The sequence below is a fragment of the uncultured Roseovarius sp. genome, from assembly GCF_947259555.1.
GTDB lineage: Bacteria > Pseudomonadota > Alphaproteobacteria > Rhodobacterales > Rhodobacteraceae > Roseovarius.
In genome coordinates this window covers 42,328-58,669 of sequence record NZ_CAMYMD010000053.1, presented here as the reverse complement: position 1 = coordinate 58,669, position 16,342 = coordinate 42,328, and the positions used below count along the sequence as shown (strand labels likewise).

General features: G+C 62.2%; 17 protein-coding genes. 4 read left to right on the top strand and 13 right to left on the bottom strand.

Annotated elements, in window-relative coordinates; genetic code table 11:
* On the top strand, positions 1-610 hold a 610-nt coding region (locus Q0X85_RS08705), incomplete at its 5' end, for a LysR substrate-binding domain-containing protein (RefSeq protein ID WP_297771452.1).
* 90 nt (positions 611-700) lie between these two features.
* Here the strand turns inward: Q0X85_RS08705 and Q0X85_RS08700 are convergent.
* The 7 genes from Q0X85_RS08700 to Q0X85_RS08670 form a co-directional block, all read right to left on the bottom strand.
* Positions 701-1,927, bottom strand: a complete 1,227-nt coding sequence (locus Q0X85_RS08700) for an amidohydrolase family protein (RefSeq protein ID WP_297771450.1) — start codon at positions 1,925-1,927, stop codon at positions 701-703.
* A 31-nt stretch (positions 1,928-1,958) separates the two neighbouring features.
* A complete protein-coding gene (locus Q0X85_RS08695) occupies positions 1,959-2,603 on the bottom strand; it encodes an isochorismatase family protein (RefSeq protein WP_297771448.1) in 645 nt (214 codons plus the stop codon).
* A gap of 20 nt (positions 2,604-2,623) precedes the next feature.
* The gene (locus Q0X85_RS08690; RefSeq protein ID WP_297771446.1) at positions 2,624-3,934 is read right to left on the bottom strand and encodes a TRAP transporter large permease; all 1,311 of its coding nucleotides are present in this window, start codon (positions 3,932-3,934) and stop codon (positions 2,624-2,626) included.
* A 1-nt stretch (position 3,935) separates the two neighbouring features.
* Positions 3,936-4,463 (bottom strand): TRAP transporter small permease, encoded by a 528-nt coding sequence (locus Q0X85_RS08685; protein WP_297771444.1) that lies wholly within the window; start codon positions 4,461-4,463, stop codon positions 3,936-3,938.
* Positions 4,460-5,092 carry a TetR/AcrR family transcriptional regulator gene (locus Q0X85_RS08680; RefSeq protein WP_297771442.1) on the bottom strand — a complete coding sequence of 211 codons (633 nt, stop codon included), beginning with the start codon at positions 5,090-5,092 and terminating at the stop codon, positions 4,460-4,462. The genes Q0X85_RS08685 and Q0X85_RS08680 overlap by 4 nt, the downstream gene beginning before the upstream one ends.
* A 64-nt stretch (positions 5,093-5,156) precedes the next feature.
* A complete protein-coding gene (locus tag Q0X85_RS08675) occupies positions 5,157-6,281 on the bottom strand; it encodes a C4-dicarboxylate TRAP transporter substrate-binding protein (protein ID WP_297771440.1) in 1,125 nt (374 codons plus the stop codon).
* A gap of 248 nt (positions 6,282-6,529) precedes the next feature.
* Positions 6,530-7,765, bottom strand: a complete 1,236-nt coding sequence (locus Q0X85_RS08670; RefSeq protein ID WP_297771439.1) for a urate hydroxylase PuuD — start codon at positions 7,763-7,765, stop codon at positions 6,530-6,532.
* A gap of 107 nt (positions 7,766-7,872) precedes the next feature.
* On the opposite strand from Q0X85_RS08670, the gene Q0X85_RS08665 reads away from it, so the two are divergent.
* Complete coding sequence (locus tag Q0X85_RS08665; protein ID WP_297771437.1) at positions 7,873-8,784, top strand: LysR family transcriptional regulator; 912 nt, start codon at positions 7,873-7,875, stop codon at positions 8,782-8,784.
* 20 nt (positions 8,785-8,804) lie between these two features.
* On the opposite strand, the gene uraH is transcribed toward Q0X85_RS08665, so the two are convergent.
* Entirely contained in the window at positions 8,805-9,158 is a 354-nt protein-coding gene (gene uraH, locus Q0X85_RS08660; protein WP_297771435.1) for a hydroxyisourate hydrolase, read from the bottom strand.
* 209 nt (positions 9,159-9,367) lie between these two features.
* Between uraH and puuE the strand changes: the two genes are divergently transcribed.
* Positions 9,368-10,783, top strand: coding sequence for an allantoinase PuuE (puuE, locus tag Q0X85_RS08655; RefSeq protein WP_297771433.1), 1,416 nt, complete (start codon positions 9,368-9,370; stop codon positions 10,781-10,783).
* Positions 10,780-11,277, top strand: coding sequence for an ureidoglycolate lyase (locus Q0X85_RS08650; RefSeq protein ID WP_297771431.1), 498 nt, complete (start codon positions 10,780-10,782; stop codon positions 11,275-11,277). The genes puuE and Q0X85_RS08650 overlap by 4 nt, the downstream gene beginning before the upstream one ends.
* Before the next feature lie 237 nt (positions 11,278-11,514).
* Here Q0X85_RS08650 and Q0X85_RS08645 read toward each other — a convergent pair whose 3' ends face one another.
* The 5 genes from Q0X85_RS08645 to Q0X85_RS08625 form a co-directional block, all read right to left on the bottom strand.
* Positions 11,515-12,102: a GNAT family protein gene (locus Q0X85_RS08645; RefSeq protein WP_297771429.1), complete on the bottom strand. Its 588-nt coding sequence runs from the start codon at positions 12,100-12,102 to the stop codon at positions 11,515-11,517.
* Entirely contained in the window at positions 12,102-13,364 is a 1,263-nt protein-coding gene (locus tag Q0X85_RS08640) for a pitrilysin family protein (protein WP_297771427.1), read from the bottom strand. Before Q0X85_RS08640 ends, Q0X85_RS08645 begins: the two co-directional genes overlap by 1 nt.
* Positions 13,361-14,749, bottom strand: a complete 1,389-nt coding sequence (thrC, locus tag Q0X85_RS08635) for a threonine synthase (RefSeq protein WP_297771426.1) — start codon at positions 14,747-14,749, stop codon at positions 13,361-13,363. The genes Q0X85_RS08640 and thrC overlap by 4 nt, the downstream gene beginning before the upstream one ends.
* Positions 14,746-15,429 (bottom strand): SURF1 family protein, encoded by a 684-nt coding sequence (locus Q0X85_RS08630; protein ID WP_297771425.1) that lies wholly within the window; start codon positions 15,427-15,429, stop codon positions 14,746-14,748. Before Q0X85_RS08630 ends, thrC begins: the two co-directional genes overlap by 4 nt.
* 92 nt (positions 15,430-15,521) lie before the next feature.
* Entirely contained in the window at positions 15,522-16,322 is an 801-nt protein-coding gene (locus Q0X85_RS08625) for a cytochrome c oxidase subunit 3 (RefSeq protein ID WP_297771423.1), read from the bottom strand.
* Between the last annotated feature and the right edge of the window lie 20 nt (positions 16,323-16,342).

Sequence of the window (16,342 nt, the reverse complement as noted above, 5' to 3'; positions counted from 1 at the left end):
GCGCGGCGGCGGGCGGCGGGCCCTGCGCGTCGGCGCGCTCGCCACGCTGTCGCGCAATTTCCAGATGCAGTTCCTGCGCCCGCTGATCGGGCGCCGCGATGTCGAGGTGGTGCTGCGCTCCGGCTCTCAGCCCGAATTGCTGCGCGGGCTGGAATCGATGGCGCTCGACGTGGTGCTGACCAATCTCGCCCCCGCCCGCGATGCCGCCAGCCGCTACCTGATCCAGCGGATCGACGAACAGCCGGTCAGCCTGATCGGCACGCCCGACCGGCTTGGCCCAACACCACGCCCCTTGCCCGCCCTGCTGTCAGACATGCCACTCATCTTGCCAACGCCCGAGACGGCACTGCGCGCAGGCTTTGACGCGCTCACCGCCCGGCTCGGGATCAGCCCGCAAATCGCCGCCGAGGCCGATGACATGGCGATGCTGCGCCTGCTGGTGCGCGAGGATGCGGGCCTCGCCGTAATCCCGCCCATCGTGGTGCGCGACGAGTTGCACACCGGACGCCTGACCGAGGCCGCGCGCCTCGACGGGATCACCGAGACATTTCTGGCGGTCACGCTGGAACGGCGCTTTCCCAACCCGCTATTGACCGAATTGCTGCACTGACACACCGCATCAACAGGATGCACCGGTTACCCCGCCACGATTGGAAGGGTCCGGTTCTGGCCTTGCCGGCAAATGACCAGTCGCCCCGCGTCAGACCCGCTTGATGAAATGGCCATCCTTCATGATCACGTCCAGATGCTCGCCCTGCCCGTCGAGCAACGACAGATCGTCAAGCGGGTTGCCCTTGAGCATCACCAGATCGGCATGTGCGCCGGGCGTGATCGCGCCGATACGGCCCTCCATCCGCATCACCCTGGCGGCATCGAGCGTGGCGGAGCGGATTACGTCATGCGCCGGTAGGTACCTGCCGCGCAACGGAAATTCACCCGACTGATACTGCTGCATGCCGCCCAACAGGTCCGAGCCATAGCCCATCAGCACACCTTCCTCACGCAGAATCCCAAGCGCCTCCAACCCGGCATCGCGCACATCGGCGACCTTGGCCACGGATTCAGGCGGCAGGCCGAAATCGGCACCGCGCGTTCCCAACAGCTCATAGGTGATGTTGGTCGGCACGACGACGGCATCCTGCGCAACGACGCGCTTCGCAGTATCACGCTTGATCAGGTTGGCATGTTCGATCGAGCGGATACCCGCATCGAGCGCCCGGTTGATCGCCTCGTCGGTATAGAGATGCCCCGCGACATAGGTTTCGGCATTCGCCGCCTCTTCGACCGCCACCTCAAGCTCGGCCACCGAGAACCCCATGAACCCGATCGGATCGGTCGGAGACGAGACACCGCCATTGGCCATCAGCTTGATGAATTTCGCACCTCCCTTGACCTCTTCACGGCAGGCGCGGCGCAGGTCATCGACACCGTCGATGATCCGGCCCATGGCCCCGATCTGATCCCGGTAGAAATCGACGTTGCGCGGGTTGTACGGGCCACGGTAATCGGTGTGCCCGCCAGTCTGGGACAGCGCCTTGCCGCAGATCACCAGACGCGGGGCCACGATCAGCCGCTCCTCGATCGCATCGACAATGCCGATATCGGCGCCGCCAAGATCGCGCACGGTGGTGAAACCGCGCATGATCATGTTTTTCATCAGCCCCATGGCGCGATAGGCCAGCAGCGAGTTGGGCAACGCCGCATTCGCCCCCAGATCGGCCGTCGTCGCAATCACATGGACATGACAATCAATCAGACCGGGCAGCACGAAATGCCCGCTGGCGTCGATCTCGTCGTCACTGCGGACCGTCGCCTTGTCCGAGACCTCGCGGAATACGCCGTTCTCGATGACAATATCCTGCGGGTCGGCGGGGCGGTCCTGCGATCCGTCGATGATACGGGCGTTGCGGATGATCTGCATGCTCATGGTCTTTCCTTTTTTGTGTTTTGTCGCGGGGTCACGCGTTGAGGCGGCCCACGCGTTCGATGTAGTCCATCACCTCGTCCGAGGTGGTCTGATCGACATAGCGGCGCGAGATGTCGCGCAGGTTGTCCAGATGTGGCTGTTCCTCGTGATCGCCCACGCAATCCTCGGGCACGATGGTCCGAAACCCGTATTGAAAACTGTCGATGCTGGACGCGCGAATGCAGCCGCTGGTGGTGCATCCGGTCACGATCACCGTGTCGACACGCTGTCGGATGAAAAACGGCACCACCGGCGTCTGAAAGAAGATCGAGGGCCCGGTCTTGCAGACCTTCACGTCATGGCCCGGATCATAGATCGAGGGGTCGAGTTCGGACCCCGGGTGCTCGTGACGAAACTGCTCGCGCACCGCCGAGATCTTCCAATAGGGCATATCTGCCTCATCCTTGTAGGCGGTATAACAGTTCGCGACAGGGATGTTGTTGCGGCGCGCGACCTTGAGCAGGCGCGCGGTATTCTCCAGCCCACGCATGATCAGGGGCGCCCCGCCAAGCGGATAGCGCTCCTCGGTAAAGGCTTTCTGAAAGTCGATGACCACGAGTCCCGGGCGCTGTCCGTAGCCCACCGGAATTTCCCCGTAGGACCGCTCGGCATAGTCGGCATTGGCAAAATCTGTCATGGCGGTTCCTCCCTTACGGTTCAGTTATAGACAAGCGACGGCAGCCACAGCGACATCGCGGGGATGAGGACGATCAGCAGGAGCGCCACGAAATCCATCGCAATGAACCAACTCACCCCGCGAAAGACCTCGGGCAAGGTAACAAGGCTCCCCAATGCCCCTTTTATAACGTAGACATTCAGCCCGATCGGCGGCGTCACCAGCCCCACTTCGAGCAGCTTGATCACGATTATTCCAAACCAGATGGCATCTATTCCGGCAGCATCCACGAGCGGCAGGATAAGCGGCAGGGTCAGCAACAGCAGACCGATGGAGTCGATCAGCATGCCGAGGATGAGGTAGATCACCGCGACTGCAAAGAGGATCCACCACTGACTGTCACTGACCGACAGGATCATCTCCGAGAACGCCGTGGGCAGGCGCGACATCGCGAGAAACTTGGTGAACAGGACCGATCCGATCAGGATGAGAAAGATCGCCGCCGTGCTCTGAAGCGTATTGACCACCGCCGCCTTGAACCCGGCAAAATCGAGACTGCGGCGCAACATGGCAATGCAAAAGGCGAAAAACGCCCCAAGCGCCCCGGCCTCGGTCGGCGAAAAATAGCCCGAAAAGATCCCACCGAGCACCAGAAGGATCAGCGTCGGCAAGGGCCATATTTCCTTGAGCGCCGACAGCTTCTCGGCGCGCGTCGCCGAGACGACCACCTCGCCGGCAAGCCCCGGATTGGCCTTGACCCGCACCATGATCATCAACGCATAGAGCAAGGCCGAGACGAGACCGGGGATAAACCCGGCCATGAACAATTGCCCGACTGAAACCTGCGCATAGACCCCGTAAAGGATCAGCAGCACACTCGGCGGGATAAGCGAGCCCAGCGTGCCCGAGGCCGCGATGGTGCCGGTGGCCAACCCCTTGTCATAGCCGTTGCGCAGCATCTCGGGCACCGCGATCCGTGACATCGCCGCCGCCGTGGCCACGCTCGACCCGGACGCCGCGGCAAAGAACGTGCAGGCCCCCACGCTGGAGATCGCAAGCCCCCCGGGAAGCCGCGCAAGAAACAGCCTGAGCGCCGAAAACAGCCCGCTTGTGAGTTTTCCCTCGGTTGCAAGGTAGCCCATGAACAGAAACATCGGCGCGGCGGTCAGTTCCCATTGCCCGATGAAATCGAAGGGCGTCGCCGACACCACCCCCCATGCAATCCGCATGTTGGTCAGTTCCGCGATGCCCGCGATCGACACGATCCCCAGCACCACGCCGATCGGAAACCGAAGGGCGATCAGGAAAAGCGTGATGGCGATGGCGATGATCCCGATGGTCGTATTGTCCACGTCAGAGCGCCTTTCCCAGTCGGATCGCCTTGAGCATGTTCGCAAGAACAGCGATCAGCAGTCCGAAAAACCCGATCGGCAAGGCCCACCGGCTCGGCCAGATGTAGAAGATGAAGTTCGACATGATGGTTTCCTTGCGCAGGGTCGAATTCCACGCATCCAGAAAGCTCTGCCGCAGCATGATCGCGAAGAACACGAGGCACAGAAGACAACTGAGCACATAGAGGACAAGCTGCACGGAGCGCGGCATCATCTGCACGAAAAGATCGACACGGATATGCTCGTTCTTAAGCTCCACAAACCCCATGGGCAGCATGACCAGCAGGATCATGTAATAGTAGGACACGATCTCAAGCGTACCGATCAGGGTCATGGCACCGGTCGCCCGCGCCGCCACCTCCGCCGTCACGTGCAGCATCATCAAGAGCAACGCGACCGAGGCAAGCACGACAAATCCCCTGTTGAGGGCCGAGATGATACGGTCAAGGCCATCGGCGGCCCTGCCCGCCGGAATATGCGTCTTGGTCATGCAGCACCTTCCCCGGCACGGCTTTGGCGCGAGAGTTTGAGGAGCTCTTTCCAGTAATCTATCGTTTCGCGGAACAGCTCCGGCTCGTCGCGCCAGATGGTTTGCGTGGCCATGCCGCGCGCGAGACACATGATCGCGGTGATCTCGACCTGTTGACGCCGCTTGTCCGGCGCACAGCCACTGCCATCGGCGATTCTTTCCCAGATCAGCGCATAGGCATCGTTGAACTCCTGCGCGACAGGCACAAGCGCCGCCTTGATCTTTGGGTCAGTGCGCGCCGCGTTCACAAACTCCATCGACACCATGTACAGATCACCCGAAAAGCGTTGCCAGACGAAATCTATGAATTGATCCACGGTCAATTCGTGCTCGACCACAGAATTCGCGATGCGCTCGGCATCAGCCGCTTCTCTGAGCAAGAGCAGTCTCAGCGCCTCTGCCATCAGCAATTCCTTGGTCTGGAAATGATGCAGCAGCGCGCCGCGCGACACACCGGCGCGGGTTGCCACCTCGGTCGTGGAGGTGTTGATCAGGCCCTTGTCCTTGATGCAGGAGAGCGTCGCCTCAAGGATGCTCGTCGTGGTTTCCAGGCTGCGTTCGGCCTGCGTGCGGCGCTTGCGTTGCGACATGTTTTCATCCGGTTTCAGAATTGCAAGAAAGGGTCCGCAGAGCTGCGGACCCTGATCGTTGCAGTTACTGAACGCCGTAGCTGGATGCGTCAACTTTGCTGTAGATTTCGCGCATCGCGAGCTCGGTCAGCGCATCGATATCCGAGCGGTCCACATCCGCAAGCAGCTCTTCCCACTTCTCGTGCGTGGCGATGAAGTCGTCGATCACGGCCTTGCCGTTGCTCAGACCGTAGGTTTCCTCGGCAGTCCGATACGCCGTTTCGACCGAATTCGCGCGATATTCCTCAGCCGAGGCCAGCAGATCCTCGGCGGGCTCATAGACATTGTTGCCCTTCTGCTTGGCCTGTTCGAGCTTGGATTCGGCGCTGTCCACATAGTTCACGATCATCTGCGACATCGCGCGTGCCGTGGCCTGCATCAGGATCTCGCGTTGCGCGGTCGTCAACCCCGACCAGAACTCGGGGTTGTAGCCCCATTGCGGCCCGGTCCAGTACATGCCGGTGGACAGCATCGTGGTGTGCTCGGCCACCTCCCAGAGCGACCGGTCGATCAGGTCGTTCGCCGCGTTCGAGGCGCAATCGAGCGTGCCGCGTTCCAGCCCGGTATACATCTCGCTCGACGGTACATTGACCGGAATACCACCAGCTTTTTCGACCCATTGCGACACGCTGGACCCGGCGGTGCGAATGCGCTTGCCCTTGAACTCTTCGAGGGTGCGCACCGGCTCGCGGCAGAACAGGACATAGGGCGGCGTCGCGTAGGACCCGAGATAGACCACACCCTTGTCCGCCCATTCCTCAAGCTGGGTCGGATTGTTCATGCTGAAATCGGTCGATGCGAAGATCATCACCAGCGGGTCGGAATAATTGAAGCCAAGCTCCTGAACCGTATTGGCGACCGGCATTTCCGACGGCGTGTAGACCGCCGCGTGATGCGCCACCTGCACGACATTGTCACGGATGCCCTGCAAATTCGCCCGCGGGGCCAGTAGCACGGTGCCGGTATAGACATCCGGCTGCAATTCTCCGTCCGAGAGATCCTTTACGATCTCGGCCCAGGCAATATAGCCATCCTTGGAATGCGGATGTTCTGCGGCATAGAATGAATTGGCCGTGAACTGGGTTTCCGCGAGGGCACCGCCCGCCAAAAGCCCGATAGTCGCCACGCTGGCCATAACTGTTTTCATCATCGTTTTCTCCCTGTCTTTCGAGTGCTGGACTCTCTGTTCCTTCGCACACATCATGGAATCCCAACTTACAATCAGTCAAGCTTGTTTGTTTGATGAAGCAAATGAATCTCCTCCCTGAGATGACCACCGGCCGGGGTCTGAGCACTCAGACCTCTGATTTCAAATGAAATTCGTCGCTGACGTGCCAAACTGCTCCGTTTGTGACATCGCCCGGAATTTACGCAACTCGGGTGAGGTTGTGGCCCTGCTCACCGGCGGGTCGCGTCGCGGTACCACGTCACGATCAGGGCGCGCTCGTCTTCTTCCATATAACTGACGTTCCCCGGCGGCATCGCATGCGTGACCCCGGATTGCAGGTAGATCTGTTTCGCGGCCCGCGCGATATCGGCCTCGGTTTCCAATAAGACATGGCGCGGCGCGCGCCATATGCCCTCGTAAAACGGCTCGCGTGCATGACACATCGCACACCGGCCCGGCACGATGCTGGCGACATCCTCGAACCCATCAGCATTCGCAAACCTCTGTTCCGACGCAGAGAACGCGCGCGCCTCGGCCTCTTCATAGCTGCTTTGCATCAGCGGTGCGGTCGAGAGCCACATCACGCCAATAAACAAAAGCGCGGTCACGGCCCATGTCCACCACTTCATGCCGCCCCCCGCATGCATGGTGTTGAAAAAATGCCGGATCGTGACCCCCATGAGAAAGATCAATGCCGCAATCACCCAGTTGTATTCCGTCGCAAAGGCGAGCGGGTAATGATTGGACAGCATCAGAAACACGACCGGAAGCGTGAGGTAGTTGTTATGCGTCGAGCGCAGCTTGGCGATCTTGCCGTATTTGGCGTCCGGCGCGCGTCCTGCCTTTAGGTCCGCGACAACAATTCGCTGGTTGGGCATGATGACTAAAAATACATTCGCCGTCATGATCGTGGCGGTGAACGCGCCCAGATGCAGCATGGTCGCACGCCCGGTGAAGATCTGGTTATAGCCCCACCCCATGGCCACGAGCAGCGCGAACAGCAACAGCATGAGAACGGTGGGCCTCTCCCCCAGCCCGGATTTGCAAAGCCGGTCATAGACCAGCCAGCCGATTGACAAAGACCCGGCAGAGATGGCGATACCCTGCCAAAGCGCAAGATCGGCCTTGCTGCGGTCGATGAGGTACAGCTCCCCCCCTACCCAATAAACGATCATCAAGAGCGCCGCGCCCGAGAGCCACGTGGCATAGCTCTCCCATTTGAACCATGTCAGGTGCTCGGGCATGTTCTCGGGCGCGACAAGGTATTTCTGAATATGATAGAAACCGCCCCCGTGCACCTGCCATTCCTCGCCATGCGCACCGGGCGGCAGATGCGCGGCCTTGCGCAGCCCAAGATCGAGCGCGACAAAATAAAACGACGAGCCGATCCACGCGATCGCGGTGATCACATGCACCCAGCGCACGGCAAAGCCCATCCAGTCCCAAATGATTGCAAAGTCGTGCATGTCCGTCTCCTTCGATGATCCGCCTGTCTTTCTCGCATGATCCGTGATTGTCTTGAATTGAGAAAAGAAACCTAGCTGCTTCAATCAAAAGCTAATAATCTGCGCGCATGGCCTATCTGGAGAATATCAAGACTTTTGTCCGGGTCTATGAGCTGGGCAACATGTCCGCCGCCGCGCGCGATCAGCGCATTTCGGCGGCGGTGGCCTCGGCGCGGATCGCCGCGCTGGAAGAGCACCTGAATGTCCGCCTTTTTCAACGCACGACCCGCAGGCTGAACCCGACCGAGCAAGGCACCCTGTTTTATGACGGGGCCTGCCGCATCATGGAGGCGGTGGACGCGGCAGAGGCGGATGTCTCCAACGTCACGCAAACGCCGCGCGGTAGCCTGCATGTCGCCGCGCCTCTGGGGCTGGGGCAGCGGCTGATCGCGGATGCCATCTCGGAATTTCACGCGCATTATCCCTTGATCCACATCCGGCTGCGCCTGTCGGACAGAAAGCTCGACCTTGCCGCAGAGGGGCTGGATGCGGCCTTTTTTCTTGGCGTGCCAGAGGATTCCTCCCTGCGTATCCGCAAGATCGCCGATTGCGAGCGCGTTTTGTGCGCCTCACCCGCCTATGTCGCGCGCAAGGGCATGCCCGGCTCGAGCGAGAGCCTGAAAACCGGTGAGCATGACTGCCTGAATTTGCGTTACGCCGGCGCGCCCGAGTTCCAGTGGCCCTTGCGCACCCCGTCCGGGATCAAGCGCATCACCGTGTCCGGACCCTTCGAATCCGATCACGCCGATGTGCTCACGCAATGGGCGTTGCAAGGACATGGCATTGTGCTCAAACCCCTCTTCGAGGTCGCGGAGCATCTGGAGAGCGGGCAGCTGGTCCGGGTGCTGGAGGCAGAGCCGCCGGTCCCCATTCAAATGGCGTGCCTTTATGCGCACAAGCGCCGACAAGACCCAAAGGCAAGATTGCTCATGGATTTCGTCACCGACCAAATCAAATCCGCGCTTGCATCCCGGATCTGAGCGTGAGCGCAAGCCCCCAATCAGCTTCCCCGGTAGGTCGAATAACCGAACGGCGACAACAGCAGCGGCACGTGATAATGCGCGGCCTCGGACATGCCGAACCGCAGCGGGACACTATCCAGAAACCGTGGACTCTCAGGCGCGACACCGGTGTCGTCGAGATAGGTCCCGGCATGAAACACCAACTCGTAGATACCGATCTCAAACTCCTCTTGCGGCAGGATCGGCGCATCGGTCCGCCCGTCATCATTGGTCACAAGCGTGCGCAGGTGGTGCCGCTCCGCCCCGTCGATCCGAAAGAGCTCGATCTTGAGGCCCTTGGCCGGGCATCCTCGTGCGGTGTCCAGAACATGCGTGGTCAGATAACCGGTCATGGGTCGCATCCTTTCAGGCAATGGCGGGGCGATCGTCGTGATCCGCCCTGTGATGCCTCTTTTTTCCACAGGTTGACAGACGCGGCAATCAAGGAGGTCCTTCTTTGAAATTCATAAAGTCACCCGCATTCTTTTCTTTTATAAGCAAATGAAACCGGAAAGCAGGGACAGGCGCATAGCCGTCCCGATCACACAGAACGAGGAGCGTCATGAACCGTTACCCCCGAGACTTGCGCGGCTACGGCGCGCAGGCACCACACCCGGAATGGCCGGGAAATGCGAAGATCGCCGTTCAATTCGTGCTGAACTATGAGGAAGGCGGTGAAAACTGCGTCCTGCATGGCGATCCCGCATCCGAGGCGTTCCTGTCGGACATTCCCGGTGCCGCCGCATGGCCCGCTGCCCGCCACTGGAACATGGAATCGATCTATGAATACGGCGCGCGCGCCGGGTTCTGGCGGCTTCACCGGCTGTTCACCGGGGCGAATATTCCGCTGACCATTTACGGCGTGGCCACCGCTCTGGCCCGCAGCCCCGAGCAGGTGGCGGCGATGCAACAGGCCGACTGGGAGATCGCCAGCCACGGCTTGAAATGGGTCGAGCACGCCGAAATGCCCGAAGCCGACGAACGCCGGACGATCCACGAGGCCATTCGCCTGCACACGGAAGTGACAGGCGCGCCGCCCCGCGGCTGGTATACCGGGCGATGCAGCATGAACACCGTGCGACTGGCGGCGCAAACGGCACAGTTCGACTATATCTCAGACACCTACGATGACGATCTGCCCTATTGGCGGCACATCGACGGGCGCGATCAGCTGGTTATTCCCTACACGCTCGAATGCAATGACATGCGGTTTGCCACCAGCCCCGGCTGGATCACCGGCGCGCAGTTCGAAAGCTACCTGCGCGACAGCTTTGACACGCTCTATCAGGAAGGCGTGGCGGGCAGCCCCCGCATGATGACCGTGGGGCTGCATTGTCGCCTGATCGGGCGCCCCGGCAAGATCGCCGGCTTGCGCCGGTTCATCGAGTACATCCAGGGCTTTGAGGGCGTCTGGTGCCCCCGCCGGATCGACATCGCAGAGCATTGGGCGCGCAGGCACCCGCCTTCATCTGCCGAGCGCCCGAGCGCGATGGATCGACAGACCTTCGTGGCCCGCTTTGGCAGCGTGTTCGAACACTCGCCCTGGATTGCCGAGCGCGCCCATGATCTGGAGCTCGGCCCGGCCCATGACGGTGCGGCAGGTGTCCATAACGCGCTCTGCCGGGTCTTTCGCCGCGCGGATCACGACGCGCGCCAGGCCGTGCTTCGGGCACACCCGGACCTTGCGGGCAAGCTCGCCGCAGCGGGCCAGCTGACGGCCGAGAGCACCGCCGAGCAGGCGGGCGCAGGGCTCGATTTACTGACCGACGACGAACGTGCGCGCCTGCAACGGCTCAACACTGATTACATGGCCAAGCATGGTTTCCCGTTCATCATCGCCGTGCGAGACCATGACAAGGCGTCGATCAGCGCCGCGCTTGAGCGGCGCACCGCCAATGACACCGACACCGAGTTCGCCGAAGCCTGTCGTCAGGTCGAACGCATCGCCGAGCTGCGCCTCAGGGACATGCTGACATGACCGCCAACACGCTCACTGTCGCGTCCCTGACGGCCGAGGCGTTTGCCCCGTACGGCGACGTGATAGAGCCGCGCGGCGCGCCCACGAAAATGATCAATCAGGGCTTGTGCGGTCGCCATGACGATCTGGCAAAACTCGATTTCGCAGACGGGCGCGCAGGTATCAGCCTGTTCGACGCACAAGCGCGCGGGTTGCCCTATATGGTCGACATGGTCGAGCGTCACCCTTTGGGCAGCCAGGCCTTCATGCCGCTCACGCCGGTGCGCTTCCTCGTCGTCGTCGCACAGGACGCGGGCGACAGGCCCGGCAAGATCACGGCCTTTCTGACCGCACCGGGCCAGGCGATAAATCTGCATCGCGGGGTCTGGCATGGTGTCCTGGCGCCGATCGGGTCACCGGGCCTGTTTGCCGTCGTTGACCGGATCGGTGACGGCGCCAACCTCGAGGAACACTGGTTCGACACACCCTATGTCGTCGATACCCTGCCCGCATAACAGGACCGTGCAGTGTTCCAAACAGTCCACCTGGGTCACCGTGTGACTTTTGGCCAGAAGGTGCCGCACAATCGCACGGCCAGTGACTGGCCACGCTCCAGGTGTTTCGGAGGTTTCAACACTGCCAGGGCTCTAGAATTCTATCACGTTTCACGCCCAATCCCATCGCCCAATCCCATCGCCAGGCTCCTCGGGGTCCACTCGGGCCCGTTCCAGCCAGGAACCAGACGCGCTCCGTTACCCCACATCCGTCCGGCCGCGCCGGTCGGGGCGCAGCGCGGCATAGAGCACATGGGTCCGCCAGCGCCCGTTGATCTGCAAATAGCTCTGCGCCACGCCCTCATACTTGAAGCCGCATTTCTCCAGCAGCCCGCGCGAGGCGTGGTTTTCCGGCAGGCAGGCGGCCTCGATCCGGCTCAGGTCCAGCCGGTCAAAGGCGTAATGCACCACGCCCGCGATGGCCTCACGCATGTAACCCTGCCGCGCATGCGGCTGCCCGATCCAGTAACCAAGCGTGCCCGCCTGCGCCGGTCCGCGCCGGATGTGATCGAGCGTAATCGCCCCCAACAGCGCCTCATCCTCGCGCCGGATCAGAAACAGCGGCATTGCAGAGCCGCTCGCGATCGAGCGCTGCGCCCAGAACACCCGGTTGGAAAATCCCTTGCGCGCCAGATGATCGGCGGCCCAGGCGGGCTCCCACGGGGTCAGAAAATCGGCGCTCTGCGCGCGCAGGCCGCTCCAGTTCCTGAAATCGCTCATCACCGGTTGCCGCAGGGTCAGACGCTCGGTCTCGATCCTGAGCTTCCGGCGTGGCAAGAGCAACATCAGGCCGCGCGCCTCGCATTGAGGCTCTCGAGCGTCGGCGATTTCGACACCGGACCATAGAGCGCCAGCGCCGTGGGCGCGTGCGTCACGGTCTGCTCGGCCAGACGCCGCACATCGGCCAGCGTCACCGCGTCGATGCGCTCCACCACTTCCGGCAGGTCGGGCACCCGGCCCCAGATTTGCAACATCCGCGCCAGCCGTTCGGCCCGGTTGCTCGGGCTCTCCAGCCCCATCAAGAGCCCCGCCTTCATCTGCGCCCGCGCCCGCTCGACCTCCGCGCCCGACATATCCTCGGCGGCGCGCTTCATCTCGTCCACGGTGATTCCCGCCAGATCGCCCATCTGATCCTCGGACGTGCCCGCATAGATCGTCAGCATGCCGGTATCGGCATAGGCCCCCGCCTGCGCAAAGATCGTGTAGCACAGCCCGCGCCGCTCGCGGATCTCCTGAAAGAGCCGCGACGACATCGACCCGCCCAGCGCCGAGGCATAGATCTGCGCGGTATAGATATCGGGATGCCCGTATTCGGGGCTCTCAAAAGCCAGCGCGAAATGCGCCTGCTCCAGATCCTTGACATGCCGCGTCTCCCCGCCCGCGAACCGCGCGGTGGGCGGCTCGATCGTGTCGCTCGGGATCATGTCGCCATAGGTCGTCTCGGCCATCTTCACCAGCGCGTCGTGATCCACAGCGCCCGCCGCCGCCAGCACCATCTGCCCGGGCCGGTAATACTGATCGACAAACCCCTCCAGATCAGGCCGGCCAAAGCCGCGCACCCGCGCCTCGGCGCCCAGAATGGTGCGGCCCAGCGGATGGTCAGGGTATGCCTGCTCCTGCAACCAATCAAAGATGATGTCGTCGGGCGTGTCCGCCGCCTGCCCGATCTCCTGCAGGATCACGCCCCGCTCCACCTCGATCTCGCGCGCGTCAAACACCGGGTTGCGCAGGATATCGGCCACCACATCCATCGCCAGCGGCACATCGTCCTTCAACACGCGGGCATAATAGGCGGTCACCTCGCGGCTGGTATAGGCGTTGATATAGCCGCCCACATCCTCGATCGCCTCGGCGATCTGCAAGGCACTGCGCCGCTTGGTGCCCTTGAAGGCCATGTGTTCGAGAAAATGCGCGATGCCGTTCTGCTCGGCCCGTTCATGGCGCGCGCCCGCCATGACCCAGACACCGATAGCCGCCGATTCCAGCCCCGGCATGTATTCCGTGGCAATGCGAAATCCGTTCGGCAGCGTGGTCAGTTCTACACTCAATGCGTGATCCGTTCCTTGATCAATGTTTCGATAGCGCCAAGGTCATTGGCAATGCGCGTCACGCGCTCGTCTCGCTCATACAGGTCCGCCATACGCTCGGGCAAGGGGGGGTGAATGCCGCTCGCCTCTTCGACAGCGGCCGGAAACTTCGCCGGATGCGCCGTCGCCAGCGTGATCATCGGCACGCCGGGCACGCGATGTTCCTCGGCCACATGCACGCCCACGGCGCTATGCGGACAGAGCAACTCGCCGGTGCGGTCCCACGTGTCCCGGATCGCAGCGCGCGTCGCGTCCTCGTCACAGCGCCCGCTCGCAAACGCCTCGCGCAACGCCTGCAACGCGCCCTGACTGACGGAAAATCCCCCGGCCTTCAACTCGTCCATCACCTGCGCCACGGCCCCGCCATCCTGCCCGTAGGCATAATACAGCGCACGCTCGAAGTTGGAACTCACCTGAATATCCATCGACGGGCTGATCGACGGGATCACCCCGTCGGGCCGATAATCCCCACTGCTCAGACAGCGATGCAGGATGTCGTTCTGATTGGTCGCCACCACCAGCTTGTCGATGGGCAGCCCCATGCGCTTGGCGATATAGCCCGCAAAGATATCCCCGAAATTCCCCGTCGGCACGGTGAACGACACCTTGCGGTCCGGCGCGCCAAGGCTGACGGCAGAGGTGAAATAATACACCACCTGCGCCAGCACCCGCGCCCAGTTGATGCTGTTCACCCCGGCCAGCCGCACCCCGTCACGAAACTCGAAATCGTTGAACATGTCCTTCACACGCGCCTGCGCATCGTCGAAATGCCCGTCAATCGCCAGCGCATGTACATTGCTCTCACCCGGCGTCGTCATCTGCCGCCGCTGCACCTCGCTGACGCGGCCATGCGGATAGAGGATAAACACATCCACCGCATCCAGCCCCCGAAACGCCTCAATCGCCGCCGACCCGGTATCGCCGGAGGTCGCGCCGACGATGCTCACCCGGCTGCCCGAGCGCTTGAGGGAAAATTCAAACATCTGCCCGATCAGTTGCATGGCGAAATCCTTGAACGCCAGCGTCGGGCCGTGGAACAGTTCCAACAGGAAATGCCCGCTATCCAGCTGCTTCAACGGCGCCCGCGCCGCATGGCCAAACCCCGCATAGGCCCGCGCGATGATCCCGCGAAATTCGTCGTCGGTAAAGGCATCGCCAATGAACGGCCGCATCACCCGGAACGCGGCCTCCTCATAGGGCACCCCCTCCAGCGCGCGGATATCCCCGGCGCTCATCTGCGGAATGCTCTCGGGCAAGTACAGCCCGCCATCGCGCGCCAACCCGGTCAGCATTGCCTCTTCAAAGCTCAAGCTTGGCGCACGGCCCCTCGTCGAGATGTAGTTCACCGCTGCTGCCCTTCCCTTGGCTGGCGCATCCGCCAGATGAAAAACCCGGTCATCGCGGCCCATATTGCGGCCAGCGAAAACCACGTGATCGCGTAACTCAGGTGATCGTTCGGAATGTGCCCCGTGCCTACCGGCAGCGGCGTCACGCCCTGTTCCGGCGGCGACACCTCGCGCGCGATGATCATCAGCGGCTCGGTCTCCAGCACCTCTGCCATCTGCGCGATGTCGCGGGCGAACCACATGTTGCCCGGCACATCGTTCTCGGGCGTGGAACTCAGCCGGTCATCGGGCCAGTGCAGGTTGCCGACAACGCGCACCGCGCCCCCGGTCTCCGGGATCTCTCCCGCCACCTTGACAAAGCCACGATCCAGCAGCACCCGCCGCCCCTCGGTCTCGAAGGCCGAAATCACCCGGTATCCCGCCCCCACCTGCTTCTGACTGACCAAGACCCGCAGCGCCCGCGCGCCGATCTTGCCCGTGGCCTGAACCGGCAGATACCGGTCGGCCTGCGCGCCCGCCACCTCGGGCAACGGCACCGGCTCGGCGGAAATCCGGCCCTCGATCTCGGCCAGCACGCCCTCTTTCCAGGCCAGCCGCTCGACCTGCCATTTGCCCAGGGCCAAGAGCACCGCCACACCGGCAATGCCAAAGATCAGCGGCACCAGAACGCTTTTTCGCATGGATCCACTCTCAAAAGGAAAATGCGGGAGGGCCAAATCCCCCCGCATCTTCATCTTGCCAAAAATATCCGCGCGCGCCGCGCGATGCCCCGTCAGCCGCCCCAGACGTAGACCGCGGCGAACAGGAACAGCCAGACCACATCGACAAAGTGCCAGTACCATGCCGCCGCCTCAAAGCCGACATGCTGCTCGGGCGTGAAATGGCCCTTGAGCACCCGGATCAGGCAGACGAACAGAAAGATCGTGCCGATCACCACATGCGCGCCGTGAAAGCCGGTCGCCATGAAGAAGTTGGCGCCGTAGATATTGCCGGAAAAGCCAAAGGCGGCGTGGCTGTATTCATAGGCCTGGAACACGGTAAAGATCGCGCCCAGCGCAATCGCGATGATCAGGCCCCACTTGATGTCGTTGCGGTTGTCCTCATGCACCAGCGCGTGGTGCGCCCAGGTCGCGGCACAGCCCGAGCACAGCAGGATCAGCGTGTTGATCAGCGGCAGGTGCCAGGGGTCAAACGTCTCGATCCCCGCCGGCGGCCAGATCGCGTCGACCATCGGAGAGTTTTCGCCCATCGGGTACATGGCGTGCTTGAAAAAGCTCCAGAACCAGGCGGCAAAAAACATCACCTCGGACATGATGAACATGATGAAGCCATAGCGCAGCCCGATCCGCACGACGGGCGTGTGATCGCCTGTCTGACCCTCGTGGACCACGTCAGTCCACCAGCCAAACATCACGTAGAGCACGCCGACCAGACCCGCCAAAAGCATCCAGGGGCCATGATCGTGGAAAAAGAGAACCGCCCCGAAGAGCATGACAAACCCCGCCAGCGCGCCCAACAGCGGCCAGATGGAGGGGGGCAGAATGTGGTAATCGTGGTTTTTCGCGTGTGCCATCTTGGTGTATCCCTCGTCGA

Bases quoted from the DNA above. Each gene is read 5' to 3' on its own strand.
- Q0X85_RS08680 (WP_297771442.1), bottom strand. From the start codon at position 5,092: ATGTCGCAACGCAAGCGCCGCACGCAGGCCGAACGCAGCCTGGAAACC.
- Q0X85_RS08695 (WP_297771448.1), bottom strand. From the start codon at position 2,603: ATGACAGATTTTGCCAATGCCGACTATGCCGAGCGGTCCTACGGGGAA.
- Q0X85_RS08685 (WP_297771444.1), bottom strand. From the start codon at position 4,463: ATGACCAAGACGCATATTCCGGCGGGCAGGGCCGCCGATGGCCTTGAC.
- Q0X85_RS08650 (WP_297771431.1), top strand. From the start codon at position 10,780: ATGACCGCCAACACGCTCACTGTCGCGTCCCTGACGGCCGAGGCGTTT.
- Q0X85_RS08700 (WP_297771450.1), bottom strand. From the start codon at position 1,927: ATGAGCATGCAGATCATCCGCAACGCCCGTATCATCGACGGATCGCAG.
- Q0X85_RS08645 (WP_297771429.1), bottom strand. From the start codon at position 12,102: ATGTTGCTCTTGCCACGCCGGAAGCTCAGGATCGAGACCGAGCGTCTG.
- uraH (WP_297771435.1), bottom strand. From the start codon at position 9,158: ATGACCGGTTATCTGACCACGCATGTTCTGGACACCGCACGAGGATGC.
- puuE (WP_297771433.1), top strand. From the start codon at position 9,368: ATGAACCGTTACCCCCGAGACTTGCGCGGCTACGGCGCGCAGGCACCA.
- Q0X85_RS08625 (WP_297771423.1), bottom strand. From the start codon at position 16,322: ATGGCACACGCGAAAAACCACGATTACCACATTCTGCCCCCCTCCATC.
- Q0X85_RS08675 (WP_297771440.1), bottom strand. From the start codon at position 6,281: ATGATGAAAACAGTTATGGCCAGCGTGGCGACTATCGGGCTTTTGGCG.
- Q0X85_RS08630 (WP_297771425.1), bottom strand. From the start codon at position 15,429: ATGCGAAAAAGCGTTCTGGTGCCGCTGATCTTTGGCATTGCCGGTGTG.
- Q0X85_RS08665 (WP_297771437.1), top strand. From the start codon at position 7,873: ATGGCCTATCTGGAGAATATCAAGACTTTTGTCCGGGTCTATGAGCTG.
- Q0X85_RS08670 (WP_297771439.1), bottom strand. From the start codon at position 7,765: ATGCACGACTTTGCAATCATTTGGGACTGGATGGGCTTTGCCGTGCGC.